Raw genomic sequence first — 26,728 nt, 5'->3', positions numbered from 1 at the left:
AGCTCCAACTTCACACCGTCGTTACATCAGCGAAACCCGCCGGGATCGATTAACCCATAGCTTCACTTTCCAGATCCCCTCCTGGAAGGTTCCGACGCCATGACCGCTCCTCCGAACATCCTGCCCGCCGAGACGACGGTTCCCGATCGGGGCTACGACCCCCGACTGTCGAACGAGGACCTCGCCCCGCTCCGCAAGCAGAGGTGGACCTGGTACAACATCTTCGCCTTCTGGATGTCGGACGTGCACTCGGTCGGCGGCTACGTCACGGCGGGGTCGCTCTTCGCGCTCGGCATCGCCGCGTGGCAGGTGCTCGTGGCTCTCGTCGTCGGCATCGTGATCGTGCAGGTCTTCGCGAACATGGTCGCCAAGCCCAGTCAGAAGACGGGCGTGCCCTATCCCGTGGTGAACCGCGCCATCTTCGGGGTGCGCGGCGCGAACATCCCCGCGATCATCCGGGGCATCATCGCGATCGCCTGGTACGGCGTGCAGACCTTCCTGGCGGCGCAGTCGCTGAACATCATCTTCCTGAAGTTCATCCCCGGCTCCGCGGCGCTGCTCGACGTGAGCTTCCTCGGGCTCTCGGCGCTCGGGTGGATCTCCTTCTCGATCCTCTGGGTCGCCCAGGTCGCGCTGTTCTGGAACGGCATGGAGGTCATCCGCCGCTTCATCGACTGGGCCGGCCCCGCCGTCTACGTCGTGATGATCGTGCTCGCGGTGTACCTCGTGAGCCAGGCCGGCTGGGAGAACATCGACCTGAACCTCTCCGACCCGGCGGCGGCGCCGCACGACCTCTGGGGCACCCTCGGCCTCATGGCCATGGCGGTCGGCATCGTGGTGGCATACTTCGCCGGCCCGATGCTCAACTTCGGCGACTTCGCGCGGTACGGCCGTTCGTTCAGCCAGGTCAAGAAGGGCAACTTCTGGGGCCTTCCGGTGAACTTCCTGTTCTTCTCGATCCTGACCGTGCTCACCGCCGCCGCGACCGTGCCGGTGTTCGGCGAGCTGCTCCTCGACCCCATCCACACCGTCGAGGCGATCGACACCCCCTTCGCGATCCTGCTCGGCGGGCTGACCTTCGTCACCGCGACGGTCGGCATCAACATCGTCGCCAACTTCATCGCGCCCGCCTTCGACTTCTCCAACGTCGCGCCCCAGAAGATCTCGTGGCGCATGGGCGGCATGATCGCCGCGGTCGGATCGGTGTTCCTCACGCCCTGGAACTGGTACTCCGACGCCACCGCCATCCACTACTCCCTCGGCATCCTCGCGGCCCTCATCGGCCCGCTGTTCGGCCTGCTGGTCGCGGGGTACTACATCGCGGCCAAGCAGCGGATCCGCACCGATGACATGTTCACGATGAGCGAGAGCGGGGCGTACTGGTACCGCAAGGGGTACAACCCGAACGCGATGAAGACGCTCCTCGTGGCCGGCATCCCGACGATCCTGCTCGCGATCCTGCCCAAGACGTTCGCCGACATGGGGCTGTTCGACGTCTCGTGGATCGGGAACTTCACCTGGTTCATCGGATGCGGCCTCGCGTTCGCCGCGTTCGTGGTGTTCGAGCGGCTCGACCCGCAGGTCCCGACGTTCGCGGGCGAGACCGAGGGCATCTCGGACGGCACCCTGCCCGAGTCCGCGCCGGAGGGCGCCGCGTGAGGATCACGCTGATCAACCCCAACACCTCCCGGGCGATGACGGACAAGATCGCCGTCGCCGCCCGGGAGGTCGCCGGGCCCGGGGTCGAGGTGGTCGCCGCGCATCCGACCGACGGCGCGGCCGCGATCGAGAGCCATCTCGACGAGATCACCGCCGCCCGCTCGGTCGTCGACATCATCGAGGCCGACCTCGCCGTCGGCGGAAGCGACGCGTACGTCATCGCGTGCTTCGGCGACCCGGGACTCGACGCCGCGCGCGAGCTCGTCGACGTTCCCGTCATCGGCATCGCCGAGGCTGCGATGCACGTCGCGACCCTGTCCGGTCGTCGGTTCGCCGTGGTCACGACGCTCGGCCGGACGCTCGGCCGGGCGCGCGATCTGCTCGCCCGCTACGGGATGACGTCGGCTTGCGCCTCGCTGGTCGCCTCCGGCATCCCGGTGCTCGATCTCGAGGACACCGGGTCGGATGCCTTCGAGCGCATCGCGGCGCTGTGCGCCGCCGAGGTGGCGGGCGGGGCCGACGTCATCGTGCTCGGCTGCGCCGGGATGGCCGATCTCTGCCACGCCCTGACGGAGCGCGTCGGCGTTCCCGTGGTCGATGGGGTCGGCGCGGCGGTCGGGCTCGCGTCGGCGATGGTGCGGATGCGGGTGGGGACGAGCAAGCGCGAGGAGTACGCCGCCCCGCCGCGTCGTCACGAGAGCGTTACATCGGGGTAACCGCCGCGGCTGCGTTAACCCATAGCTTTATATTGACATCGGGCTCTGCGCATCGCGCGCCCGCCGTCGTTCCTCGCCCCCGACCCCGCCCGGAGATCTCGTGACCGCATCGTCCCCGTCCCGCTTCGTCGTGCGCGCCGGCCGCGTCTTCGACGGCACGGCCTTCGTCCCCGCAGCCGTCGTCGTCGAGAACGGCCTCGTCGTCGCGATGCTCGACGAGGACGCCGCCGTCGCCGACGCCGCCGAGGTGCGCGTCGCCGCCGACGCTGTGCTGCTGCCCGGGCTCGTCGACTCGCACGTGCACGTCAACGAGCCCGGACGCACCGAGTGGGAGGGCTTCGGCTCGGCGACGCGGGCCGCGGCGGCGGGCGGTGTCACGACGATCGTCGACATGCCGCTGAACTCCATCCCGCCGACCACGACCGCCGGCGCACTGGAGGTCAAGCGTGCCGCCGCCGCGGCATCCGCGCACGTCGACGTCGGGTTCTGGGGCGGGGCGGTGCCCGAGAACCTGGGGGAGCTCGGCCCCCTGCACGAGGCCGGCGTCTACGGGTTCAAGTGCTTCCTCGCGCCGTCGGGCGTCGACGAGTTCGGACACCTCGACCGTGCTCAGCTGCGCCAGGCCATGGGCGAGATCGCGGCGCTCGGCTCGCGGCTCATCGTGCACGCCGAGGACCCCGAGCTGCTCGGTGCCGACGGCGCGATCGGCCGCGGATACGACGCCTTTCTCGCGTCGCGCCCGGCGACGAGCGAGGCGTCGGCGATCGACGCCGTCATCGAGGCCGCGCGCGCGACCGGCGGCCGGGCGCATATCCTGCACCTGAGCGACGCCCGGTCACTGCCCGCCATCCGTGCGGCCCGCGCGGACGGAATCGACCTCACGGTCGAGACCTGCCCGCACTACCTCACGATCATCGCCGAGGAGATCCCCGACGGCGCGTCCGAGTTCAAGTGCTGCCCGCCCATCCGCGAGGCCTCGAACCGCGACCTCCTGTGGGAGGGCATCGTCGATGGCACGATCGACGCGATCGTCAGCGACCACTCGCCCTCGACCGTCGACCTCAAGCGCGCAGGCGACGGCGACTTCGGGCTCGCCTGGGGCGGCATCTCCGGACTGCAGGTCGGGCTGTCGGCGGTCTGGACCGAGGCGCGCGAGCGCGGCATCCCGCTCGAGACGATCCTGCCGCTGTTCACGACAGGACCCGCTGTCGTCGCGGGCCTCGCCGTCGGGCGCATCGCCGTGGGCGCGCCCGCGCACCTCGCCGTCTTCGCCCCCGACGACGTCGTCCGCGTCGACGCGCGCGAGCTGCGTCACCGCAACCCGATCTCGGCCTACGACGGCCGCGTGCTGACGGGACGGGTGCGCCGCACCTGGCTCCGAGGCGAGGTCGTGTTCGAGGCCGGCGTCGATGTTGCCGATGCCATGGATGCCGCGGGCGTTCCGGGCGGGCGGCTGCTCTCGCGCGGCGGCACTCTCGTCGCCGTCGGCGAGGACGCGTCGTGACCGGTCGCGCCCACGGCGATGCGCCGAACGACGGCGCCCCGGCCGGCGGCATGCCCGCCGATCTCGCGGCGGCGTTCGCCGACTACGAGCGCGCCATCGTCGAGAACGACCTCGCGGCGCTCGACGCCGCGTTCGCCCCCGGAGCCGGCACGATGCGGGCGGATGCCGGGGGCCTGCTCGTCGGCCACGATGCGATCAGCGCATTCCGCGGGGCGCGCGGCGGGGTCGCGGCGCGCGAGATCGAACGGATCGAGTACCGGCCGCTCGCCCCTGACGTCGCTCTGCTGATCTCGGTCTCCCGCTACGCCGCAGGTGGCACCGGCCTGCAGACCCAGCTCTGGCAGCGCATCGACGGTCGCTGGCTCATCACCGCCGCACACGTGACCCCGCGGCCGCAGGCGTTCGACCGGTCGATCTGGCGCACCGTGGGCGACCCGCTCTACCAGGGCGCCTGGGAAGGTCCGCTGGCCGGGCTGACCGTCGCCGTCAAAGACCTCTTCGCGATCCGCGGCTACCGCATCGGGGCGGGCAACCCGACGTTCCTCGCCTCGGCCCGCGCCGAGACGACCACGGCGCCCGCGGTCGGCGACCTGTTGCGCGGCGGAGCGTCGCTGCGCGGCATCGCGCGCACCGACGAGTTCGCCTACTCCGTCGCCGGAGACAACACCCACTACGGCACGCCGCCGAACGCCGCGCTGCCCGGAGCGCTCCCGGGCGGCTCGTCGAGCGGGCCGGCATCCGCCGTCGCGGCCGGGCATGCCGATGTCGCCCTCGCCACCGACACCGCCGGATCGGTGCGGGTACCCGCCTCGTACCAGGGGCTCTGGGGCTTGCGGACCACCCACGACCTCGTGCCCCGGCAGGGCATGCTGCCCCTCGCGCAGAGCTTCGACACCGTCGGATGGCTGACCCGCGACGGATCGACGCTCGAGCGCGTCGCCGAGTGGTGCCTCGGGTACGCCGGCTCGGAGTCGACCGAGAGCGTGCACGGCGAGCCGGACGACGAGCTGCCGACGCGCCTCCTCGTGCCCGACGAGATCCTCGCGGCCGCCGAGCCCGCCACCCGGCGCGCGTTCGCCGAGCTGCTCGACCGCGTCACGGCCACGGGAGCCGCGGTCTCGGTCGGCCGCGTGTCGATCGGCGACCTGGACGCCTACCTCGACGCGTTCCGCACCGTGCAGGGCGCGGAGGCCTGGCGCAACAACGGCGACTGGCTCGTGCAGCATCCCGGCGCGGTGGGAGCCGCCGTCGCCGACCGCTTCCGCACCGCCGCCGCCGTGACACCCGACGACGAGAAGCGGGCGCGCGCCGCCCTCGCCCCTCTCGCCGACCGCCTGCGTGCCGTCGTCGACGACGCGGTGCTGCTGCTGCCGACCGTCCCCGGAGCCGCACCTGCGCGCACCGCCGGCGGCGAGGCGCTCGACCTGCTGCGCCGTGACACACTGCGGATGACGACGCCGGCCGCCGTCGCCGGGCTCCCCGCGATCTCGGTGCCCCTGCTCACCGTGCCGTCGCCGCTGGGACCGGCGCCCGTCGGCGTCTGCCTCGTCTCGCGCGCCGGCACCGACCTCGCCCTCGTGCGGCTCGCCCGCCGCCTGTTCTCGCTCCTCGACCCCCGGATGGACACGCCATGACGAACCCGACCGTTCAGATCCCCGGACCCATCGACCCGCCCGCTCGCCTGCTCATGGGCCCCGGGCCGATCTCGGCGTACCCCAGCGTGCTCACCGCGATGTCGGCCGCGCTCGTCGGCCAGTACGACCCGTTCATGACGCGGACGATGACCGAGACGCAGGAGCTCTACCGTGCGGTCTGGAACACGCGCAACGACGCCACGATGCTCGTCGACGGCACGAGCCGCGCCGGCATCGAGGCGGCGATCGTCTCGCTCGTCCGGCCCGGCGACCGTGTGCTCGTGCCGATCTTCGGACGCTTCGGGCACCTGCTCGCCGAGATCGCGGAGCGCGCGCTCGCCGAGGTGCACACGATCGAGACCGAGTGGGGGCAGGTCTTCACGCCCGCCGCGATCGAAGAGGCCGTCGTGCGGGTCAAGCCCACGCTGCTCGCGCTCGTGCAGGGCGACACGTCGACGACCATGTACCAGCCGCTCGACGAGATCGGCGCGATCTGCGCGAAGCACGGGGTGCTGTTCTACTCCGACGCGACCGCCTCGCTCGGCGGCAACGAGTTCGACGCCGACGACTGGGGCCTGGATGCCGCCACCGCCGGGCTGCAGAAGTGCCTCGGCGGACCGAGCGGATCGGCGCCCATCACCCTCAGCGAGCGCGCCGTCGAGGTCGTGCGGTCGCGGGCGCGCATCGAAGCCGGCATCCGCGAGCCCGGCGATCCGGACGCGAGTGACTTCGTGCGGTCGAACTACTTCGACCTCGGCATGATCCTCGACTACTGGGGGCCGCGCCGTCTCAACCACCACACCGAGGCGACGTCGATGCTCTACGGGGCGCGCGAATGCGCCCGCGTGCTGCTGCTCGAGGGGCGCGACGAGGTGATCGCGCGCCACCGTCTCGCGGGCGCCGCGATGCTCGCCGGCGTGCAGGCGCTCGGCCTCACCGTCTTCGGCGACATCGCGCACAAGATGAACAACGTCGTGGCCGTCGAGATCCCCGACGGAGTGCCCGGCGACGAGGCGCGCGCAGCGCTGCTGACCGACTTCGGCATCGAGATCGGCACGTCGTTCGGTCCGCTCCACGGACGCGTGTGGCGCATCGGGACGATGGGCTACAACGCCCGGCAGGACGCCGTGCTCACCACCCTCTCGGCGCTCGAGGCGGTGCTGCGCCGCTACGGCGCCGCCGTGCCGGTCGCCGGAGGGGTCGAGGCGGCAGCGGACGTCTACCGGGGACATTGAGCCGTGGCATCCGCTCTGCTCCCCGTATCGCCCGAACGCATCGCCGACGCGGCACGACGGGTGATGTCGCGCTGCGACGATCTCGCGCGCATCAGCGCGGCCCCCGACCGGATCGAGCGCGTCTACCTCTCGCCCGAGCACGCCCGTGTCAACCGTCTCGCCGCCGAATGGATGCGGGAGGTCGGCATGACCACGCGCCAGGATGCCGCCGGCAATCAGATCGGCCGACTCGACACCGCCGGCGACGAGCCCGCGCTCATGATCGGCTCGCATCTCGACACGGTGGCCGACGCCGGGCGCTACGACGGCATCGTGGGTGTCCTGATGGGGATCGAGGTCGTGCGGATGCTGCGCGAGCCCGCCGACGACGACGGCTCGTCGTGGCGGTCGCCCCTGCCGTTCGCCCTCGAGGTCGCCGCGTTCTGGGACGAGGAGGGCACGCGGTTCGGCAAGGCGCTGCTCGGGTCGTCGGCCGTCGGCGGCGTCTGGGACGACGGATGGTGGGACCTCGCCGACGCCGAGGGGACGACCCTGGCCCAGGCCTTCCGGGAGTTCGGCCTGGACCCCGGGCGGGTCGGCGAGGCGGCTCGCCGGTCGGACGAGCTCGTCGGCTACCTCGAGGCGCACATCGAGCAGGGTCCGGAACTGCACCGGAGCGGCGAATCGCTCGCCGTCGTCTCGTCGATCGCCTCGGCCCGACGCTTCCTGCTGTCGGTCGAGGGCGAGGCGCGGCACGCCGGAGGCACGCCCTACGACATGCGGCGCGACGCGTTGCTGGGCGCATCCGAGGCGGCTCTCGCGGTCGAGCGGATCTGCCGGGCCGAGCATCACATCATCGGGACGGTCGGCCAGTTCGAGGCGTTCCCGGGCGGCGTGAACATCGTGCCCGGCGAGGTGCAGTTCTCCCTCGACCTGCGGGGCGAGTTCGACGGTGAGCGCGACCGCGTCTGGCAGCGGCTCACCGCCGAGCTCGACGAGATCGTGGGCCGTCGCGGACTGCGCTGGCAGCACCGCGAGATCCACAACGCGGCGGCGGTCGCCTGCGCGCCGCTGCTGCAGGACGTCGTCCGCGAGGGAATCCGCGCGGCGGCGGGCGAGGTGACCGAGGAGCCGCCCGCGATCTTCAGCCGGGCGGGGCACGACGGCATGGCTCTCGGCGGTCTCACCGGTATCGGGATGCTGTTCCTGCGCAACCCCGACGGCATCAGCCACCACCCCGACGAGGACGTCTCCACCGCTGACGTCGCCCGCGGCATCCGCGCCCTCGCCGAATCCGTCCTGCACCTCGCCGCCGACCGCCGCGCCGCCGCCTGACCCGGCCGGCGGTCCGCCAGATCCGCACCGCGCGGGCGCAATACCCCTGACCCGAGGGCGAAACATGGGCTCGGTAGCGTGCGGGTATGCGCCTGCTCGTGACCCACGCCCGCCTCATCACGGTGCCCGCCGGCATCGACGACCCCGGCTACATCGAGGAGGGATGGATGCTCGTCGGCGACGACGGGCGCATCGCCGCCATCGGCGCCGGGGATCCGCCCGTGGGCACCACCGCCGACGAGATCCTCGACGCCGGAGGCTCGTTCGTCGCCCCCGGGTTCGTCTCGAGCCACTCGCACCTGTTCACCTCGGGTCTGCGCGGACTCGGGGTCGCCGAGACGCTCTACGGCTGGTGCGACGCGATGCTCGGGACCACCGCCCACATGACCGCCGACGACGTCTACTGGTCGACGCTCCACGGCGCCCTCGACTTCCTCTCGAACGGCGTGACCACCGCCTACAACTTCACCGACCCGCTGCAGTCCTGGGAGTCTATGGTCGACGGCAAGCGCGTGGGCGACGCCCGCATGCGCGAGCTCGAGTACCACACGCGTCAGGCCGACGCGACGCGCGACGCCGGCATCCGGTTCGTCGATTCGATCGGCATGGATGTCACCGTCGGCTCCGACGACGAGATCTTCGCCCGGTTCGCCGCGTCGGTCGCGCACACCCGCGCAATGGACCCCGATTTCGCGCTCGGCGCGTCGATCATGGGCCAGGTGCAGTGGTCGCCGCGTGAGGAGGCCGCCTGGCTCGAGGTCGAGGCGATGCGCCGATACGGCGTGACCAATCAGGCGCACTTCCTGGAATCGCCCGAGGCGGTGGAGCACCAGCGGTCGAAGTTCGCGCAGTATCGGGATGCCGGGGCCCTCGGTCTCGGTCTCGTCTTCGGCCACTTCATCCAGACGACCCCGGAGATCATCGACGAAGCCGTCGCGGGCGGTGCCGCGATGTCATGGCAGCCCGCCTCGAACGGGCGGCTCGCGTCGGGGACCGCGCAGGTTCCCGAGATGCTCGCGAAGGGCATGAAGGTCGGCATCGGACTCGACGACCAGGCGTGCACGGATGTCTCGGATCCCTGGCAGAACATGCGCATGGGCATCTACCAGCAGCGGGCGCGCCTGCAGGATCCGCTCGCGATGATGCCCGAGCAGGTGCTGCGGCTGCACACCCTCGGTGCGGCTGAGATCATGGGCGTCGCCGACCGGGTCGGTTCGCTCGAGGTGGGCAAGCTGGCCGATTTCGTGGTGGTCGACCCCCGGCGTCCCGATGTGGGTCCGCTGTGGCATCCGGTGCGCAGCTACGTGCTCGCGATGAGTCCCCGCAACCTGACGCGCGTGTACGTCGGCGGCGTCCTGGTCGACGATCGCGGCACGTCGACGAACCCCCTGGCCGCCGAGGCGTCTGCGCGTCTGCACGAGAGCCTCGCCGAGGTCGCGCGTCGCCGCCCCACGCACCCTCACTGACCCTCGGCCCGCCCGTCCCTCCGGACCGCGAGACGACAGCTGCGCGTGTGTCGTCTCGCGGTTTGGTTCGGCAGACCCGTCAGGCCACCGAGGTCGTCATGCCCATGCGGGTGAGGACGAGGGTCTCGGCGATCTGCACGAGGTTGTAGAGCACGAGGGTCAGCAGCGTGATGATCGCCACCGACGCCCACAGGTCGTCGAAGCGGGCGGTCGCGGTGAACTTCACGATCATGCCGCCGATGCCCTGCCCCGTCGACAGCCACTCGGCGAGGAGGGCGCCGGTGACGGCGCCCGGCACCGAGACGCGGGCGGCGGCGAAGAGCGAGGGCAGCGCGCCCGGCACGCTGACCTTGCGCAGCTGCGCGAGGCGTCCGCCGCCGTAGACGTGCACGAGGTCGAGGCTCTCCTTCGTCGCGCGGCTCAGGCCGAACAGGATCGAGGCGAGGGCGGGGAAGAGCACGACGATCGAGCCGATGACGGCGACGGATGCCGCGGTGCCGCGGCCCGTGATCAGGATGATGACCGGCGCGATGGCCACGAGCGGCACCGAGCGCAGCAGCAGCGCGAGCGGCATGACGCCCGCCTCGATCGCCTTCGACAGCGAGAACGCCACGGCGAGCAGGAGCGCGACGAGCATGCCGACGCCGAACCCGAGGGCGGCGTCCTGCACGGTCTGGCCGATGAGCGGCCACAGGCCCATGCGGTTCTCGGCGGCGTCGTCGGCGGTGAACAAGAATTCCCACACTTCGCCGGGGCCCTTGGCGACGTAGGTCGAGATGCCCGTGAGGTTGACGACGGCCCACCACAGCGCGAGCACGATGAGCACGGTCGCGAGGGCGTTGATCAGCGAGCGGCCGACGGAGCGGCGGAGGGCGACGATCATGCGGCCGACCTCCCCGAGACCCACGGCGTGACGAGACGCGCGACGAGGCCGAGGGCCGCGTATCCGATGAGGGCGACGATCGCCGACAGCAGGAACACCGCCCAGACGCGCGGCGAGTCGAGGTCGCCCTGCAGCTTGATGAGGGTGATGCCCACGCCCCGGTCGATCGCGCCCATGTACTCGCCGAGGATGGCACCGAGGAAGGCGCTCGGCACGGCGATCTGCAGTGCGTTCAGGATGGCGGGGGTGGCGGCGATCAGGCGCACTTTGCGCAGCTGCGTCCACCGCGACCCGCCGTAGACGCGCACGACGTCGAGCGCCGCCTTGTCGGCCGCCTTGAACCCGAGCAGCGCGCCGACGACAGTGGTGAAGAAGACCGCGAGCGCCGCGAGGAAGATCGCGGTCGCGCTCGGATCGCCCGCGCGCTTGGCCCCGCCCAGCACGACGATCGCGATGCCGCCGACGGCGACGACGGGTAGGCAGTAGCTGACGACGGCGATCTGGGTGACGACGACCTCGAGGCGGGGGAGGAGCAGCACCGTCGACGCGAGGAGGAGCGCGATCGCGTTGCCCCAGACGTAGCCGATCATCGCTTCGCCGATCGTGACCTGGAACACCGTCCAGTACGGCGCCAGACCGTCGCGGACGATGGTCTCGAACACGGTGAACGGCGAGGGGACGGGGGTGAAGGTCGTGCCCTCGGGCGGCGAGAACGCCGTGACCGATAGCAGCCACCACGCCGCGATCAGCACGACGGCCCCGATGACGCCCGCGAGCCAGGTCGGCATTCCGGCGCGGCGCATCACGACTCCGCGTCGGCGCGGCCGTCGCTGCCGAAGAGCAGCTCGGACGCGCGGTCGACCAGCGCGTGGAACTCGGGAGTCCGCATCATCTCGGGAGTCCGCGGGCGCGGCAGGTCGACGTCGATGATCTCGACCACGCGGCCGGGGCGCGGCGACATGACCGCCACGCGGTCGGAGAGGAAGATCGCCTCGGAGATGCCGTGGGTGACGAGCAGCGTCGTCGCGGGCTTCTCGGTCCAGATGCGCAGCAGTTCGAGGTTGAGGTTCTGCCGGGTCATGTCGTCGAGCGCGCCGAACGGCTCGTCGAGCAGCAGCACCGACGGCTTGAGCGCGAGCGCGCGGGCGATCGACACGCGCTGCCGCATCCCGCCGGACAGCTGGGCGGGCTTGGACTTCTCGAAGCCGGTGAGCCCGACGAGCTTGATGAGCTCGTCGATGTACGCCTTGTCGGGCGTGCGACCCGCGATCTCGAAGGGCAGGCGGATATTGGCCAGCACGCTGCGCCAGGGGAGCAGGGCGTGGTCCTGGAAGGCGATGCCCAGCTCGTGGTCGCGACGCAGCTCGTGGGGGGTCTTGCCGTCGACGCGGACCTCGCCCGCGGTCGGGTTCTCGAGGTCGGCGAGGATGCGCAGGATGGTGGACTTGCCGCACCCCGAGGGGCCGAGCAGGGCGAGGAACGAGCCCTTGTCGGTGTGGAGGTGGGTGTCCTGCAGGGCCGTCACGGTCCGGCCGCGGCCGGTGTGGAAGGTCTTGCTGAGGCCGTCGATCAGGATGCCGGTGCCGCGAGGGGCACCGGCATCCTGGGTGTCGTCGTGTGTCATGTGATGGAGGGAAGCGTCCGAACCTACGGAAGGTAGTCCAGCAGCTCCGGGTTCTCGTCGTAGATCTCGTCGATGATGGTGGTGTCGAACAGGTCGTCGACCGAGACCTTCCAGCCTGCGGCGGCGAGCGAGTCGACCGTCTGCTGCTTCAGGTCATCCGAGATCGTGAAGAGGCCGTTGGCCTCGGTCTCCTCGGTCGAGATGAGCAGGTTCTGAGCGGCGATGCCGGCGGTCGTCTTCGCGGGGTCGAGGGCGCCGAACACGGCCTCGAGGCCGTCCTCCGACTCCTCCGCGGCCTGGTTGTAGTACTTCTGCACCAGGCTGACGGTGTCGTCGACGGGCTGCTGGAACACCTGGGTCCAGCCCTTGATCTCGGCGATGAGGAACTCCTTGAGGAGCTCCTTGTTCTCGGCGAGGTACTGGTCGGTGACGGTGAACGTCTCGGCCACGTAGGGCACGCCGTTCTCGGCGTACGAGAGGTTGGTGATGTCGTAGCCCGCGAGCTCGACGGTCAGCGCCTCGTTGGTGAGGTAGGCCATGAAGCCGTCGACTTGGCCGTCCATGAGCGGGGTCGGGTCGAAGTCGACGGGAACGACGGTGACCTCGCTCGGGTCGATGCCGTTGGCGTTCAGCAGGGCCGCGAACACTGAGGCGTTGGAGTCCTGGACGCCGATCGTCTTGCCGATGAGGTCCTGCGGGGTCGCGATGTTGCCGCCGTCCGCGAGCGAGAGGATCGTGAACGGATTCTTCTGGAAGGTCGCGCCGATGATCTTCAGCGGCGCATCCTCCTCGGCGACGGCGGCGCCTACCGAGGCGGCGTCCGAGAGCGCGACCTGCACGGTGCCCGAGAGCAGCTTCGCCACGCCCGTGTCGGGCCCGGAGATGCCGATGACCTCGTCGAAGCCGGCCTCGTCGTAGTAGCCGTTCTCGTAGGCGTAGAACTCGCCGGCGAACTCCTCGTTCTTGATCCACGAGTACTGCACGCTGATCTCGCCGAATGACGCGGAGTCGTCGGAGCCCGATGCGCCGGGCTCGGCGGAGCTCGACGAGCAGGCCGAGAGGGCGAGGGCGGCGACGGCGGCGGTGGCCAGGGTCGCGACGAGGCGGTGTTTCCGGATGCGCGGTGCGGGCATCGGTTCTCCTTCGGGTGTGCGGGTGCAGGAACGCAGCGCGGGTGCACGGATGCCGCTGCGGGGAGGTGCTGGCTTGAAGCTATTGCTTGAATATTTCGGTCACCGTCGCGCTCGTGTTTCGATGCTGTGACGGCTTCCGGCGCGTCGCGGCTCAGCGGGGGTCGTGCTGAGCCAGCCGCCAGATCCGGTCGCGGCTGAAGGGCTGCTCGTAGGGTCGTCGCCCGAGGGCGCGGGCGATCGCGTTGCCGATCGCGGGCGCGACGGGGTTGTAGGGCGACTCGCTCATCGACTTCGCGCCGAACGGTCCGAGCGCGTCGTCGGTCTCGGCGAAGAAGACCTCGGTGTCGGGGATGTCAGCCGACTGCGGCACGCGGTAGGTGCGGAACACCGGGTTCCTCACCCGCCCGCCGTCGTCGATCATCACCTCTTCGTACAGGGCGCTGCCGATGCCCTGCGCGACTCCGCCCTCGACCTGTCCGCGGCACTGGGCCGGGTTGAGCACGACCCCCGCGTCCGCCGACTGGACGGACTGGAGGATGCGCACCGATCCGGTCTCGGGGTCGACCGCGACGCGGACGGCGTGGACGTTGAAGGCGAGCGATCGCTGTTCGCCGAGCTCGCTGCCGTCGGCGGTGAGCCCGTGCTCGTCGCGGTGCGCCGGATCGGCGGCGGCGATCAGCTCAGCGGGGCCGACGAGCCGCACCGGGGTGCGCACCGAGCCGTCGGGCTGCAGCACCGCGTCGGCCGGGGAGGTCTCCGTGAGCGCGGCCGCGGCCTGTCGCATCCGATCGGCCAGGGTGAGGCAGGCGGCGTGCAGGGCCTTCCCGGCGACGGTGATGCCGGCCGAGGCGAACGCGCCCGTGTCGTGATGCACGGCGTCGGTGTCGGCGCTGCGCACCTCGAGGTGCTCGCTGCCCAGCACCGACGACGCGATCTGGCGGTGCACCGTGCTCGTGCCGTTGCCGAACTCGACCGTGCCGGTGCGCAGGAGGTACGAGCCGTCGGGACGCAGCGTCGCGGTCGTGTGGGCGATGTGGCCGAACGGTGCCATCGTCGCGATCATGGCCGCCGCCATGCCTTCGCCGACGAGCCAGCCGTCGGGTGCGGTGGAGCCGTTGCCGCGTCGCAGCGCGGCCTCGGCGAGGTCGAGGCACTGGTCGAAGCCGTAGCTGCCCCAGACGAGGTCGTGCTCGTGCGTCGCATCCGCCGGTCCGACCGCGTTGCGACGGCGCAGCTCGAACGGGTCGATGCCGAGCTGCTCGGCGAGCATGTCCATCGCCGACTCGACGCCGAGGATGACCTGGCCGAGCCCGTATCCGCGGAAGGCGCCCGAGGGGACGTTGTTCGTGTAGACGACCTCGGCGTCGAGGCGCACGGCATCGCAGCGGTACAGCGCGACCGACTCGGCGAGCGAGTGGAACATGACCCCGCGCGAGTGGTTGCCGTAGGCTCCGGTGTCGCTCAGCAGATCCACCGTCATCGCGGTCAGCCGGCCGTCGGTGTCGGCGCCGAGGGTCACCGACACGCGCATCGGATGCCGCAGCGACGCGCGCTGGAACTGCTCTGTCCGCGAGAACTCGTAGGCCACCGGTCGGCCCGTGCGCAGTACCGCCAGCGCGACCAGGTCCTCGGTGAAGATCTCCTGCTTGCCCCCGAAGCCGCCGCCCACGCGCGCCGTGAACACCCGCACCCGGTCGGTGGGCAGGTCGAACAGCCGGGCGATCTCGTCGCGGGCGAGGAACGGCACCTGGGTGGAGGAGCGGATGACGAGGCGTCCCGCGTCGTCGAGCCATCCCACGGAGCCGTGCGTCTCGAGCTGCGCGTGCGAGACGCGCTGCGTCGACCAGGTGCCGCTGACGACGGCGGCGCTCGCCGCCAGAGCGGCCGCGGTGTCGCCCGTCTCGCGGTGGAGTCCCGCGATCACGTTGCGGCCGGCGTCGTCGACGCGGTCGGCGGGCGTGCGGTCGGGATGCAGCAGCGGGGCGCCGGCGCTCCGTGCCTCCTCGGGGTCGAAGACCGCCGGCAGCACCTCGTACTCCACGCGCACGAGACGCCGGGCGGCGTCGGCGGCCTCGGCGGTCTCGGCGACCACCGCGACGACCCGCTGTCCGACGTGGCGCACGACCTCGTCGAGCATGAGGGTGTCGTCGGGGTCGTCCTCGCGGTGCTCGTGCCGGCCCGTCGAATAGCGGATGCGGGGGACGTCGGCCGGGGTGAGCACCGCGACGACGCCGGGCACGGCCCGCGCCGCATCCGTGTCGATCGCGAGGATGCGGGCGTGCGCGTGCGGCGATCCGACCACGCGCAGCACGAGCGGCGGACCGGCCGGGGTGTCGGCGATGTCGAACGTGTACGGCTCACGGCCCTGCACCACGCGTCGCGCGGCCTCGGGCGACACCGAACGGCCGACTCCGCGCGGGGCCGCGGGAGCTCCCTCGGCCGAGGCGGGCGCACCCGTCTCGCGCACGGGGCCGAGCACCGAGGCGCGGACGGCCTCGCGGATCGGGCGGTAGCCGGTGCACCGGCACAGGTTGCCCTTGAGCCGACGGTCGAGGTCGTCGAGGTCGTCGGCGCACAGGGTCGAAGCCGTCACGCTCAGACCCGGCGAGCAGAACCCGCATTGGAAGCCGAAATGCTCGACGAGGGCCTCCTGCACCGGATGCAGCTCGTCGCCGGGTGCGAGACCGGCCGCAGTCGTCACGCTGCGACCGTCGAGCCGCGCCGCCGGGATGAGGCAGGAATGCACCGCCTCGCCGTCGAGCAGCACCGAGCAGGCGCCGCAGTCGCCCGCGTCGCAGCCCTTCTTGACCTCGAGGCGGCCCGTCTCGCGGAGCATCGTGCGCAAGCACTGCCCGGCGCGGGGCGCGGCCTCGACCGCCACCCCGTCGACCTCGAACCTGACGGCGTCGGCGGTCATGCGGGCTCCATCCGGTCCCTCTCGCGCCGCAGGTCGGCGGCGGCTCGGCGAGCGAGCACGGAGCTGATTCCGCGGCGCCAGTCCGCGGCACCGAGCGGGTCGCTGTAATAGCCGGGTGCCGCCTCGGCGGCCGCGACCAGCGCCGCGTCGGACGGGATCCCCGAGAAGCGCAGCACGACCGGGCGCCGGACGGCGGCTGTGATCGTGAATGTGGCCGACCCGTCGTCGTCGAGGCGCCCGGTGACGACGGCTCCCGACCGGCCGAGCTCGGCGAGGGCGATCTTGTGGAGCACCGCGCGCGAGCGCAGCGTCGCGGCGGGCAGCTCGATCGCCCGCAGCAGGTCGCCCGGCGCGAGGCAGGTCGCGCCGTCGTCGACGACGAGCTCGGCCACCGGCATCCGCGTCTCCCCGCCGTCGGCGTGCCAGATCACCGCGACGCCGTCGAGCGCAGCGCACAGGCTGATCATGGCCCCCGCGGCGAAGGCGCGGCAGAGGTTGCCGCCGACCGTGGCGGTGTTCCAGATCTTGAAGCTCGCGAGCAGGGCGTTCGCCGCGGCCGGCACGAGGTCGAGCGCGGTCCAGTCGGTGCGGGGGGCCACCTCGAGGCGCCCGGCTGCGAAGGCGACGAGTCGCGCGATGGTGCACGTCGCGGCGATGCGCAGGCCGTTCTCATCGACCTCGAGCTCGGGCCAGCCCATCGTCGTGAGGTCGACGAAGCCGGTCGTCCCCGGCTGCGGCTCCGACATCAGCCAGGTGCCTCCGGCGATGAACCTCTCGCCCGGCGCGAGCACGAGATCGTCGCGTGTCCGGGCGGCGCGGAAGCCGGTGACGGTCGTGATGTCCATGGGGCTCCTCTCGGCTCGGACGTCGCATGAGTGAATCAGCCCCGCATTTCGCTCGTGTTTCACGTCGCCGCAACGAGCCGCAACGAACCGGCAACACGTGAGGCCTAACGTGCGGAGCAGTCCCGTCGCCGCCCCGAGGAGGTCCCATGCGCGAGATCCTCGCCGTCGCCCGCGATGAGCTGGCCGCGGGCCGCGCCGTCGCCGTGGCGACCGTGGTGGCCGCAGCCGGCAGTTCGCCGCGCGAGATCGGCGCCTCGATGCTGGTCGCGGCCGACGGGCGGGCGTTCGGCAACGTGTCGGGGGGATGCGTCGACGGAGCCGTCTACGAGCGGTGCGTCGAGGTGCTCGCCGGAGACGACGCGGTGGTCGACCGCTTCGGCATCGCCGATGACGACGCCGTCGCGGTCGGGCTCTCGTGCGGCGGGACGATCGAGGTGCTGGTGCGCGCGCTCGTACCCGGGTCGCCCGAGGCTGCGACGCTCGCTCTTCTCGCCGCGCGTGACCGCGACGGCGTCGCCACGGTGCTCCGGCTGCGGACGGCCGGCGATGGGATGGGGTCGGCGTCGATCATCGACGCGGGCACGGCCCCCACCCCCGCGCCCGCTGGGAGCGTCGACCTGCAGTTCGGCGCACCGCCGCGGCTCATCGTGGTGGGCGCCGTCGAGGTCGCGGTTGCCCTGGTCGCGCTCGGGACCGCAGCAGGGTTCCACGTCGTCGTCGTCGACCCGCGCGACGTCTTCGCTCGCCCCGACCGCTTCCCGGCCGCGGAGGTCGTGGTCGACCAGCCCGGTCGCTATCTCGCAGCCGCCGGCCTCGACGTGCACACCGCCGTCTGCGTGCTCACCCACGACCCGAAGTTCGACGTTCCCGCGCTCGCCGCCGCGCTCATGTCGCCGGCCGCGTACGTCGGTGCGATGGGCAGCCGCGCGACGTGCGCGGACCGCGTCCGTCGGCTCGTCGAAGCCGGGGTGCCGACAGCGCTCGTCGACCGGCTGCGTTCGCCGATCGGGCTCGACCTGGGCGGTACGAGCGCCGCCGAGGTGGCGCTGTCGATCCTGGCCGAGGTCGTGGCCGCGCGGCGCGGTGGAACGGGTGCGCCGCTGCGCGCCGGATCGGGCCCGATCCATCGAGACACGGCGTCGGAGGGATGCCGCGTCGACCACCTGGTCACGTGACGGACGACGTCGCGCCGCGTCGTACTCCCCCCGTCGGAATCGTGCTCGCCGCCGGAGCCGGCACGCGCTACGGCATGCCGAAGGCGCTGGCGGTCGCGCCCGGGGGACGCGCCTGGCTGGACGGGGTGGTGGCGGCGCTCGCTGCGGCCGGGTGCGAGCCGATCCTCGTGATGCTCGGTGCCGCGCCGGAGGCGCCTGTCCCCGCGGGGGCACGCGCGCGCGTGGTCGAGGACTGGCGCGAGGGTCTGTCGGCGACCGTGCGCGCGGCGCTCGCGGCGGCATCCGGCACCGACGCCGCCGTCGCGGTCATCGTGCCGGTCGACGTCCCCGAGCTGCCAGCCCGAGCGGTGGCCCGGCTGCTGACCGCCGCCGCCGGTGACGCTCGCGCGCGTCATCGCGCCGTCTTCGGCGGGCGTCCCGGCCATCCCGTCGTCCTCGGGCGAGCGCACTGGGACGCCGCCGCGCGCGCGGTCTCCGGCGATGAGGGGGCGGGTGCCTACCTCAGGCGCATCGGTGCTGTAGGCGTGGAGTGCTCCGACCTGTGGCACGGCCGCGACATCGACCATCCGCCGGATGACGGACGGGCGCCTGACGGCCGGGCGCCCGGCGCCTGACGGCCGGGCACCCGGCGCCTGACGCCGGGCGTCGTCAGGCGTCGACGACGTTGACCGGCTCCTCGCCGGCGGCGAGGCGCTCGATCTGGGTCCGGACGAGCTTCGCGATGCGCGGACGCATGGCGTCGGCCGCCCCGCCCACGTGCGGCACGACGATCACCCCGGGGGCGCGCCACAGCGGGTGGTCCTCCGGCAGCGGCTCGGGGTCGACGACATCGAGCGCGGCGCGCAGACGTTCCGCCTGCAGCTCGGCCACGAGGGCGTCGGTGTCGAGCACGGTGCCGCGCCCGACGTTGACGACGAGTGCGCCGTCGGGAAGCAGCGCCAGCTCGCGGGCGCCGATGAGCCCCTTTGTCGGCTCGCCGCCGGGGAGCGTGATCATGAGGATGTCGGTGTGCGGCAGCAGCTCGTCGAGCTCGTCGATGCCGTGGACGTGGACCCCGTCCTCGTCGCGCGCGCGGGACGCGACCGGGATGATCGTGGTCTCGAAGGGGAGCAGGCGGGATGCCACGGCCTTGCCCACGCCGCCGTAGCCGAGCACCAGCACGGTGCGGTCGGCGACGCTGCGGCTGAACTGCGGGGCCCACCGCGCCGACTCCTGGTTGCGGACGTAATCCGCGAGGTCGCGCTGCGCGGCGATGGTGAGACCGACCGCGATCTCGGCGGTCGCCGTCTCGTGGACACTCGTTGCGTTCGCGAGCCTCGTGCCCTCGGGCAGGTAAGCGCCCATGCCCTCGTAGCCGATCGACTGGCTCTGGAGAAGCCCGACCTTCACGTCGCCCAGTGCACTGAGCAGTCGCTTGCCCGACATGTAGGGCGGGACCACCATGTCGAACGCACCGCGGGGCGCCGGAGAGCGGAGGTCCCAGACGACCAGTTCGACTCCGTCGGGAAGAGGGCCGATGTCGGCCGCCAGCTCATCGGTGGGAACGCTGACGATGACGGTGCCGGGGGATTCGCTCATGCCCCCAACGCTACCGACCCGGCGCTCAGACGCGGGCGAGCACCGCGGCGACGGCCGACGTGAAGAACGTGAGTCCGTCGGTGCCCGAGCGCATCGCCTCGGTGGTGTTCGGGCCGAAGCCCGGCTCGACGGCGTGCTCGGGATGCGGCATGAGTCCGACGACGTTCCCGCGCTCGTTCGTGAGGCCGGCGATGTCGTCGAGCGAGCCGTTGGGGTTCACGCCGCGGTAGCGGAAGGCCACGAGACCATCGTCCTCGATCCGCTTCAGCGTCTCGGCCGAGCAGGTGAAGCCGCCGTCGGCGTTCTTCAGCGGGATGACGATCTCCTGGCCGGTCTCGAAGCCGCTCGTCCACGCGGTGTCGGCGTTCTCGACGACCAGGCGCTGGTCGCGGCGGATGAACTGCTGGTGGGCGTTGCGGATCAGGCCGCCGGGCAGCAGGTGCGCCTCGACGAGCATCTGGAATCCGTTGCAGATGCCGAGGATCGGCATGCCCTTGTCTGCGGCATCCTTCACCTCGGCCATGATCGGCGCGTGCGCCGCGATCGCGCCGGCGCGGAGGTAGTCGCCGTAGCTGAAGCCGCCGGGCAGGACGAGCGCGTCGACGCCGTCGAGGTCGTGCGAGCCGTGCCAGAGCGCGACGGGCTCGGCGCCGGCGAGCCGGACGGCGCGCTGCGCGTCGCGGTCGTCGAGCGAGCCCGGGAAGGTGATGACACCGATGCGCGCGGTCACTCCACGACCTCGATGTTCACGACGTCCTCGATGACCGAGTTCGAGAGGATCTCGTCGGCGATGCGGCGAGCGGTCTCGAGGGTCGCGTCGTCGGCGCGGTCGACGGTGAGCTCGAAGCGCTTGCCGATGCGGACGTCGGAGAAACCGGCGACGCCGAGGCGGGTGAGGGCCCCCGATACCGCCTTGCCCTGCGGATCCAGCAGCTCGGCCTTGGGCATGACGTCGACGACGATGGTGGGCATTGCTCGCTCCGGAGGTCGCGGGATGGGTGCGCGACCAGTCTACGGGTGGGATGCGCGCCTCGTTCGCCGCATCCGGCCGGTCTCGTGACCGGATCGTGACCATCGTCTTTGGGAGCGCTCTCTTGTGATCCTGGGAGCGCTCCCGTATGGTCATGGTCAATCGGTGAGAGCGCTCCCAAAGTCGGGTGCGAACCGCCGCGCACCAGATACCCGCAATCACGAAGGAGTGACACGTGAATTCACGCGCACTGCGGCGGATCGGCCTCGTGGCCGGCGTCGCAACCACCTCGGCCATCGTCCTCGCCGGATGTTCGGGCGGAGGTGACCAGGCCGCATCCGGTGGCGACTCCGACACCGTGACCCTCGCGACGTTCAACGACTTCGGCTACACCGACGAGCTGCTCGCGGAGTTCACCGAGGAGACCGGCATCAAGGTCGTCCACACCAAGGCGGCGACCTCGAACGACGCCCGCACCAACTTCTTCCAGAAGCTCGGCAAGACCGGCCTCGCCGACGTCGAGGGCGTCGAGGTCGACTGGTTCCCCGAGATGATGCAGTACTCCGACCTGATCGCGCCGGTTCCCGACGAGCTCGCCGGCCGCTGGCTCGACTGGAAGGAGAAGGCGGCGACCGATGCCGAGGGCAACCTCGTCGCCTACGGCACCGACGTGGGACCGCAGGCCATCTGCTACCGCGCCGACCTGTTCGAGGCCGCCGGCCTGCCCACCGACCGCGAAGAGGTCGCGAAGCTCTTCCCGACGTGGGACGCCTTCTTCCAGATCGGCAGCGACTACGTCGCCAAGACCGGCCAGCCCTTCATCGACTCGGCCAACTCCGTCCTGCAGGGGGTCGTGAACCAGCTCGAGGTCGCCTACGAGGAGCCGGACGGCACGGTCATCGCGACCGAGAACCCCGACATCCGCGAGGCCTACGACACCGTCGTCGACAAGGCGATCCCGATCTCCGCCTACCCGGGACAGTGGACCGACGACTGGTACGCCGCCATGGCGAGCGGCAAGTTCGCCGCCATGCTGTGCCCGCCGTGGATGCACGGCATCATCGAGGGCGAAGCGCCCGACATCGCCGGCTGGGACATCGCCAACGCGTTCCCCGAGGGCGGCGGCAACTGGGGCGGTTCGTACCTCGTGGTCCCCGCGAACGGCAAGAACCTCACCAACGCGCAGAAGCTCGCCGACTGGCTGACGTCGCCCGAGACGCAGATCAAGGCCTTCAACAACGCCGGCACCTTCCCGAGCCAGCCCGAGGCGCAGTCGAGCCCCGACCTGACCGGGTTCGTCAGCGAGTACTTCAACAACGCGCCCACGGGTGAGATCGGCATCGACCGCGCCAACGCGATCACCGTGACGACCTTCAAGGGTCCGAAGTACTTCCAGTTCCACGACGCCCTCGGCAACGCCATCACGCGTGTCTTCGACGGCATCGAGGACAAGGAGACCTCCTGGAAGACCTGGGTGAACGAGGTCGGAAGCTTCTGACCCGCCCCGCCGGGGCGCACCGCATCGCCGGTGCGCCCCGGCGTTCCCCGCCCACGCACCCGAAGGACGATCGTGACCACGACACAGCAGCGCCCGGCGACGCGCTCCCCCCGAACCGACGACGGCGGTCGTCCCCCGCGGGTCATCTCTTTCTCGCAGAAGCTCAGCAAGTGGGACATCCGCTTCTCGCCGTACCTCTACATCTCGCCCTTCTTCATCATGTTCGCGATCGTGGGGCTCTTCCCCATCGCGTACACCGCGGTGATCTCGTTCATGGACTGGGACCTCATCCGCGGTGAGGGCGAGTTCATCGGATTCGACCAGTACATCTGGATCCTGACGCAGCCCCACTTCTGGACGGCCCTGCGCAACACCTTCAGCATCTTCCTGCTCTCGAGCGTTCCGCAGCTCGTGCTCGCGATCTTCATCGCGGCCGTGCTCGACCGCAACATCCGCGCCAAGACCTTCTGGCGCATGGCGGTGCTCGTCCCCTACGTCGTCGCTCCCATCGCCGTCGGCCTCATCTTCAACGCGATGTTCGCCGACCAGTCGGGCTTCATCAACGGCATCCTCCAGTCGATCGGCATCGGCGCCATCCCCTGGCACGTCGAGCCGTTCTGGAGCCACATCGCCATCGCGACGATGGTGAACTACCGCTGGATGGGCTACAACACCCTCATCCTGCTCGCAGCCATGCAGGCGGTGAACCGCGACTTCTACGAGGCCGCCACCGTCGACGGCGCGGGCCCCGTGCGCCAGTTCTTCTCGATCACCCTGCCCTCGCTCAAGCCCACGCTCATCTTCGTCATCATCACCGCCACGATCGGCGGTCTGCAGATCTTCGACGAGCCGCGCGTGTTCGATCAGGCGGGCCGCGGTGGCTCGGCCCAGCAGTGGCTGACCATCACGCTCTACCTCTACGACGTCGGCTGGGGACAGTGGAACTTCGGTCGCGCCGCCGCCATGGCGTGGATCCTCTTCCTCATCATCGTGCTGATCGGCCTGGTCAACCTCGTGGTCACCCGGACCCTGGTCCGAGACGAGGGGCTGAGGCGCGAGCTCAGCAAACGGCAGCAGAAGCAGCAGGCCAAGCAGGCGCAGCGCGCGCTGAAGGAGAACCAGGCATGAGCACCATCGGCACTCCCGCCCCTCTCGCCACGGTGGAAGAAGGGATCCCGACCGCTCGCGAGCAGCGTCGCGGAGCCCGCGCCCGCCGCATCCGCGGCAGCCGGCCCGGGATCTGGACCTACGGCATCCTCGGGGCCGTCTTCCTCTCGGCGGTGTTCCCCCTGTACTGGTCCTTCGTGATCGGTTCGGGCGACTCCACCACCCTCCGCAAGCCCTTCCCGTGGATCCCCGGCGGCAACTTCATCGAGAACGCGCTGTCGGTCATCTCCAACCCGGCGGTCAACTTCTGGCCGGCGCTGTGGAACTCGATCTACAGCTCGTTCCTCATCGCCGCCGCCGTCGTGATCACCTCGACACTCGCCGGCTGGGCCTTCGCGAAGCTGCGCTTCCACGGCGGTCCGGCGCTGCTCGTCTTCGTCATCGCCACGATGGCCGTGCCGCAGCAGCTCGGCGTCGTGCCGCTCTACATCCTGTTCTCCGAGCTCGGGTGGACGGGGCAGATCGGCGCGATCATCATCCCCGCCCTCACGAGCGCCTTCGGGGTGTTCTGGATGACGCAGTACCTGCGCCAGGCGGTGCCCGACGAGCTCATCGAGGCCGCGCGCGTCGACGGCGCGTCGATGATCCGCACGTTCTGGACCGTCGGCATGACCGCGGCGCGTCCGGCCGCGGCGATGCTGTTCCTCTTCACCTTCGTCGGAGCCTGGAACAACTTCTTCTGGCCGTTCATCGTGCTCGACCGGCAGAACCCGACGCTTCCCGTGGCGCTGTCGCTGCTGCAGTCGAACTACTTCGTCGACTACTCGGTCGTGCTCGCGGGCGTCATCCTCGCCACCATCCCGCTGCTGCTGCTGTTCATCTTCGCGGGCAAGCAGCTCGTCAGTGGCATCATGGCCGGGGCGGTGAAGGGATGACCCTGAACCTCGACCGCACTCAGCAGGAGAACATGAACGCTTCGCGCAGCTTCCCGACCGGCTTCCTCTTCGGAGCAGCCACCGCGGCGTACCAGATCGAGGGCGCGGCCTTCGAAGACGGCCGTACCGCGTCGATCTGGGATGCGTTCGCCCGTGTTCCCGGTGCCGTGATCAACGCCGACAACGGCGACGTCGCGTGCGACCACTACCACCGCTACCGTGACGACGTCGCGCTCATGAAGGAGCTCGGCCTCGACACGTACCGGTTCTCGACCTCGTGGTCGCGCGTGCGTCCCGACGGCGGCCCGCTCAACCCGCAGGGCGTCGACTTCTACGAGCGGCTCGTCGACGAACTGCTCGGCGCCGGCATCATCCCGTGGCTGACGCTCTACCACTGGGATCTGCCGCAGGCCATCGAGGAGCGGGGCGGCTGGACCCTGCGCGAGACGGCCGACCGCTTCACGGAGTACGCCCTCGACATGCACGACGCCCTCGGCGACCGTGTGCACCACTGGACGACGCTCAACGAGCCGTGGTGCTCGTCGTTCCTCAGCTACACCGCGGGCATCCACGCTCCCGGACGGTTCGACATCGGCGACGGCATGCTCGCGGCGCACCACCTGCTGCTCGGCCACGGGCAGACCGTCGCCGCGCTGCGCGAGCGGGACGAGTCGCTGTCGCTCGGCATCACGCTGAACCTCACGGTCGCCGAGCCCGCCGACCCGGCCGACGCCGCCGACGTCGACGCCGCGCGACGTATCGACGGACAGTTCAACCGCTGGTTCCTCGACCCGATCTTCCGGACCGCGTACCCGGGCGACATCGTCGCCGACATCGAGAAGGTGGATGCCGCGGCGGTCGAGCGTTGGCGGAATGCCGTGCGCCCGGGCGACGAGGCGATCATCGCGCAGCCGCTCGACGCCCTCGGAGTGAACTACTACCACGGCGAGTTCGTGGGCGGTCGTCCCGACCCCCACCCGCCGACCCCGGGCGATGCACCGACCGATCGCAAGACCGGGTCGCCCTGGCCCGCCGGTCACGACATCTACTGGCACGAGCGGGGCCTGCCGCGGACGTCGATGCACTGGGAGGTGCAGCCCGCGGGGCTGACCCAGCTGCTCGAGCGCGTGTGGACCGAGTACGCCCAGCCCGTGGGCACGATCCTCTACGTCACCGAGAACGGCGCCGCCTACGACGACGAGCTCGTCGAGGTGGACGGCGAGAAGATAGTTCCCGACGCCGAGCGCACCGAGTTCCTCCGGGTTCATCTCGGTGCGATCCTCGATGCGCAGGAGGCCGGTGTCGATGTGCGCGGCTACTTCTACTGGTCGCTGCTCGACAACTTCGAATGGGCGTGGGGCTACGAGAAGCGCTTCGGGATCGTGCACGTGGATTACCACACTCAGGAGCGGACGCTGAAGGACAGCGCGAAGGAGTATCGTCGGGTCATCGCAGATCGTGCGATCGACGTTCCCGCCGCGGCGGACGCCGCCCGGACCGCCGTCCCGAGGTAGCCCACCTGTGATCTCCGACCAGAACCGGACGGCCGCGACCATCGAAGAGGTCGCGGCCGTCGCCGGTGTATCGCGCTCGACCGTGTCGCGCGTCGTCAACGGCTCGACCGCCGTCAGCCCGGCCGCGCTCGAGTCGGTGCGCCGTGCGATTGCCGAGCTCAACTACGTTCCCAACCGCGCGGCGCGTTCGCTCGCGAGCCGGTCGACGATGGCGATCGCCCTGGTCGTCCCAGAAGACACCAGCCGCGTGTTCGGCGATCCGTTCTTCGCGTCGGTCGTCTCGGGCATCAACTCGCGCATCAGCCGCAGCGATTACGTGCTGAACCTGATCATGGCCAGTGCCGACCCCGGCGACAAGACCGCTCAGTACGTGCGCAGCGGCGCCGTCGATGGGGCGATCATCGTGTCGCACCACACGAGCGACACGTTCATCGAGCGCATCGCAGCCGCGATCCCCGTGGTCTACGGCGGCCGTCCGGTGCGGTCGCGGGCCGGCGACTATTACATCGACGTCGACAACGTCGCCGGTGCGCGCGATGCCACGGCCTACCTCATCGGCCGCGGATGCCGGCACATCGGCGCGATCACGGGTCCGCCCTCCATGCCCGCCGGCGTCGACCGCGCCGAGGGCTACCGCGTGGCGCTCGCGGAGTCGGGACTCACTCCGGCTCCCGTCGTGCAGGGCGACTTCACGACCGAGTCCGGTGCCGTCGCCATGCGAGCCATCCTCGCGGCGGGTGAGCCGCTCGACGGCCTCTTCGTCGCCAGCGACCTCATGGCGCGCGGCGCGATGCAGGTGCTCGCGGCCGAAGGCATCCGGATCCCCGACGAGGTCGCCGTCGTGGGCTTCGACGATTCGCCCGTCGCACTGACGACCGAGCCGCAGCTGACCACGATGCGGCAGCCGTCGTTCACGCAGGGCGAGTGCATGGCCGACGTCCTGCTCGCCCGGCTCGCGGGGATGTCTCCGCCCGAGGTGACGATCCTCGACACCGAGCTCATCGTCCGCGGCTCGGCCTGA

General features: G+C 71.0%; 23 protein-coding genes. 14 read left to right on the top strand and 9 right to left on the bottom strand.

Annotated elements, in window-relative coordinates; genetic code table 11:
• The first annotated feature begins 99 nt into the window (after positions 1-99).
• From MTS1_RS08710 to MTS1_RS08680, 7 genes are all read left to right on the top strand, one after another.
• A complete protein-coding gene (locus MTS1_RS08710; protein ID WP_023953165.1) occupies positions 100-1,659 on the top strand; it encodes an NCS1 family nucleobase:cation symporter-1 in 1,560 nt (519 codons plus the stop codon).
• Complete coding sequence (locus tag MTS1_RS08705; RefSeq protein WP_023953163.1) at positions 1,656-2,375, top strand: aspartate/glutamate racemase family protein; 720 nt, start codon at positions 1,656-1,658, stop codon at positions 2,373-2,375. Before MTS1_RS08710 ends, MTS1_RS08705 begins: the two co-directional genes overlap by 4 nt.
• 100 nt (positions 2,376-2,475) lie before the next feature.
• Positions 2,476-3,879: an allantoinase AllB gene (allB, locus tag MTS1_RS08700; protein ID WP_023953161.1), complete on the top strand. Its 1,404-nt coding sequence runs from the start codon at positions 2,476-2,478 to the stop codon at positions 3,877-3,879.
• The gene (locus MTS1_RS08695) at positions 3,876-5,513 is read left to right on the top strand and encodes an AtzH-like domain-containing protein (RefSeq protein WP_023953159.1); all 1,638 of its coding nucleotides are present in this window, start codon (positions 3,876-3,878) and stop codon (positions 5,511-5,513) included. Before allB ends, MTS1_RS08695 begins: the two co-directional genes overlap by 4 nt.
• Positions 5,510-6,748 carry an alanine--glyoxylate aminotransferase family protein gene (locus tag MTS1_RS08690; RefSeq protein WP_023953157.1) on the top strand — a complete coding sequence of 413 codons (1,239 nt, stop codon included), beginning with the start codon at positions 5,510-5,512 and terminating at the stop codon, positions 6,746-6,748. Before MTS1_RS08695 ends, MTS1_RS08690 begins: the two co-directional genes overlap by 4 nt.
• Before the next feature lie 3 nt (positions 6,749-6,751).
• Positions 6,752-8,062: a Zn-dependent hydrolase gene (locus tag MTS1_RS08685; protein WP_023953155.1), complete on the top strand. Its 1,311-nt coding sequence runs from the start codon at positions 6,752-6,754 to the stop codon at positions 8,060-8,062.
• 86 nt (positions 8,063-8,148) lie between these two features.
• Positions 8,149-9,528 carry an amidohydrolase family protein gene (locus tag MTS1_RS08680; RefSeq protein WP_023953153.1) on the top strand — a complete coding sequence of 460 codons (1,380 nt, stop codon included), beginning with the start codon at positions 8,149-8,151 and terminating at the stop codon, positions 9,526-9,528.
• Positions 9,529-9,607: 79 nt separating this feature from the next.
• Here MTS1_RS08680 and MTS1_RS08675 read toward each other — a convergent pair whose 3' ends face one another.
• From MTS1_RS08675 to MTS1_RS08650, 6 genes are all read right to left on the bottom strand, one after another.
• Positions 9,608-10,411 carry an ABC transporter permease gene (locus MTS1_RS08675; RefSeq protein WP_023953151.1) on the bottom strand — a complete coding sequence of 268 codons (804 nt, stop codon included), beginning with the start codon at positions 10,409-10,411 and terminating at the stop codon, positions 9,608-9,610.
• Complete coding sequence (locus tag MTS1_RS08670) at positions 10,408-11,214, bottom strand: ABC transporter permease (protein ID WP_023953149.1); 807 nt, start codon at positions 11,212-11,214, stop codon at positions 10,408-10,410. Before MTS1_RS08670 ends, MTS1_RS08675 begins: the two co-directional genes overlap by 4 nt.
• A complete protein-coding gene (locus MTS1_RS08665; RefSeq protein ID WP_023953147.1) occupies positions 11,214-12,035 on the bottom strand; it encodes an ABC transporter ATP-binding protein in 822 nt (273 codons plus the stop codon). Before MTS1_RS08665 ends, MTS1_RS08670 begins: the two co-directional genes overlap by 1 nt.
• A gap of 23 nt (positions 12,036-12,058) precedes the next feature.
• Positions 12,059-13,168, bottom strand: coding sequence for an ABC transporter substrate-binding protein (locus MTS1_RS08660; RefSeq protein ID WP_023953145.1), 1,110 nt, complete (start codon positions 13,166-13,168; stop codon positions 12,059-12,061).
• Positions 13,169-13,319: 151 nt separating this feature from the next.
• On the bottom strand, positions 13,320-16,085 hold the full coding sequence (locus MTS1_RS08655) for a molybdopterin-dependent oxidoreductase (RefSeq protein ID WP_023953144.1): 2,766 nt from the start codon (positions 16,083-16,085) through the stop codon (positions 13,320-13,322).
• A complete protein-coding gene (locus tag MTS1_RS08650; RefSeq protein ID WP_023953142.1) occupies positions 16,082-16,930 on the bottom strand; it encodes an FAD binding domain-containing protein in 849 nt (282 codons plus the stop codon). The genes MTS1_RS08655 and MTS1_RS08650 overlap by 4 nt, the downstream gene beginning before the upstream one ends.
• 146 nt (positions 16,931-17,076) lie before the next feature.
• Here MTS1_RS08650 and MTS1_RS08645 point away from each other — a divergent pair, with 146 nt between their 5' ends.
• Both MTS1_RS08645 and MTS1_RS08640 read left to right on the top strand, forming a co-directional pair.
• Complete coding sequence (locus MTS1_RS08645; RefSeq protein ID WP_023953140.1) at positions 17,077-18,105, top strand: XdhC family protein; 1,029 nt, start codon at positions 17,077-17,079, stop codon at positions 18,103-18,105.
• Positions 18,102-18,719, top strand: coding sequence for an NTP transferase domain-containing protein (locus tag MTS1_RS08640; protein ID WP_071918733.1), 618 nt, complete (start codon positions 18,102-18,104; stop codon positions 18,717-18,719). Before MTS1_RS08645 ends, MTS1_RS08640 begins: the two co-directional genes overlap by 4 nt.
• Before the next feature lie 34 nt (positions 18,720-18,753).
• Here the strand turns inward: MTS1_RS08640 and MTS1_RS08635 are convergent, their stop codons facing one another.
• From MTS1_RS08635 to purS, 3 genes are read right to left on the bottom strand one after another with little or no spacing between them, the layout of a single operon-like run.
• Entirely contained in the window at positions 18,754-19,683 is a 930-nt protein-coding gene (locus tag MTS1_RS08635; protein ID WP_023953136.1) for a 2-hydroxyacid dehydrogenase, read from the bottom strand.
• Positions 19,684-19,708: 25 nt separating this feature from the next.
• Entirely contained in the window at positions 19,709-20,413 is a 705-nt protein-coding gene (purQ, locus tag MTS1_RS08630; protein ID WP_023953134.1) for a phosphoribosylformylglycinamidine synthase subunit PurQ, read from the bottom strand.
• The gene (purS, locus tag MTS1_RS08625; protein ID WP_023953132.1) at positions 20,410-20,655 is read right to left on the bottom strand and encodes a phosphoribosylformylglycinamidine synthase subunit PurS; all 246 of its coding nucleotides are present in this window, start codon (positions 20,653-20,655) and stop codon (positions 20,410-20,412) included. Before purS ends, purQ begins: the two co-directional genes overlap by 4 nt.
• A 233-nt stretch (positions 20,656-20,888) precedes the next feature.
• Between purS and MTS1_RS08620 the strand changes: the two genes are divergently transcribed.
• The 5 genes from MTS1_RS08620 to MTS1_RS08600 all read left to right on the top strand — a co-directional run bounded on the left by MTS1_RS08620 (position 20,889) and on the right by MTS1_RS08600 (position 26,728).
• Positions 20,889-22,151: an ABC transporter substrate-binding protein gene (locus MTS1_RS08620; protein ID WP_023953131.1), complete on the top strand. Its 1,263-nt coding sequence runs from the start codon at positions 20,889-20,891 to the stop codon at positions 22,149-22,151.
• 72 nt (positions 22,152-22,223) lie between these two features.
• Complete coding sequence (locus tag MTS1_RS08615; RefSeq protein WP_023953130.1) at positions 22,224-23,279, top strand: carbohydrate ABC transporter permease; 1,056 nt, start codon at positions 22,224-22,226, stop codon at positions 23,277-23,279.
• A complete protein-coding gene (locus tag MTS1_RS08610) occupies positions 23,276-24,193 on the top strand; it encodes a carbohydrate ABC transporter permease (RefSeq protein WP_023953129.1) in 918 nt (305 codons plus the stop codon). The genes MTS1_RS08615 and MTS1_RS08610 overlap by 4 nt, the downstream gene beginning before the upstream one ends.
• Positions 24,190-25,707, top strand: a complete 1,518-nt coding sequence (locus MTS1_RS08605; RefSeq protein WP_023953128.1) for a GH1 family beta-glucosidase — start codon at positions 24,190-24,192, stop codon at positions 25,705-25,707. The genes MTS1_RS08610 and MTS1_RS08605 overlap by 4 nt, the downstream gene beginning before the upstream one ends.
• A 7-nt stretch (positions 25,708-25,714) precedes the next feature.
• The gene (locus MTS1_RS08600; protein ID WP_023953127.1) at positions 25,715-26,728 is read left to right on the top strand and encodes a LacI family DNA-binding transcriptional regulator; all 1,014 of its coding nucleotides are present in this window, start codon (positions 25,715-25,717) and stop codon (positions 26,726-26,728) included.

The sequence above is a fragment of the Microbacterium sp. TS-1 genome (assembly GCF_000509385.1).
Taxonomy (GTDB): Bacteria; Actinomycetota; Actinomycetes; order Actinomycetales; family Microbacteriaceae; genus Microbacterium; species Microbacterium arborescens.
This window is presented reverse-complemented; position numbering and strand designations above follow the sequence as displayed.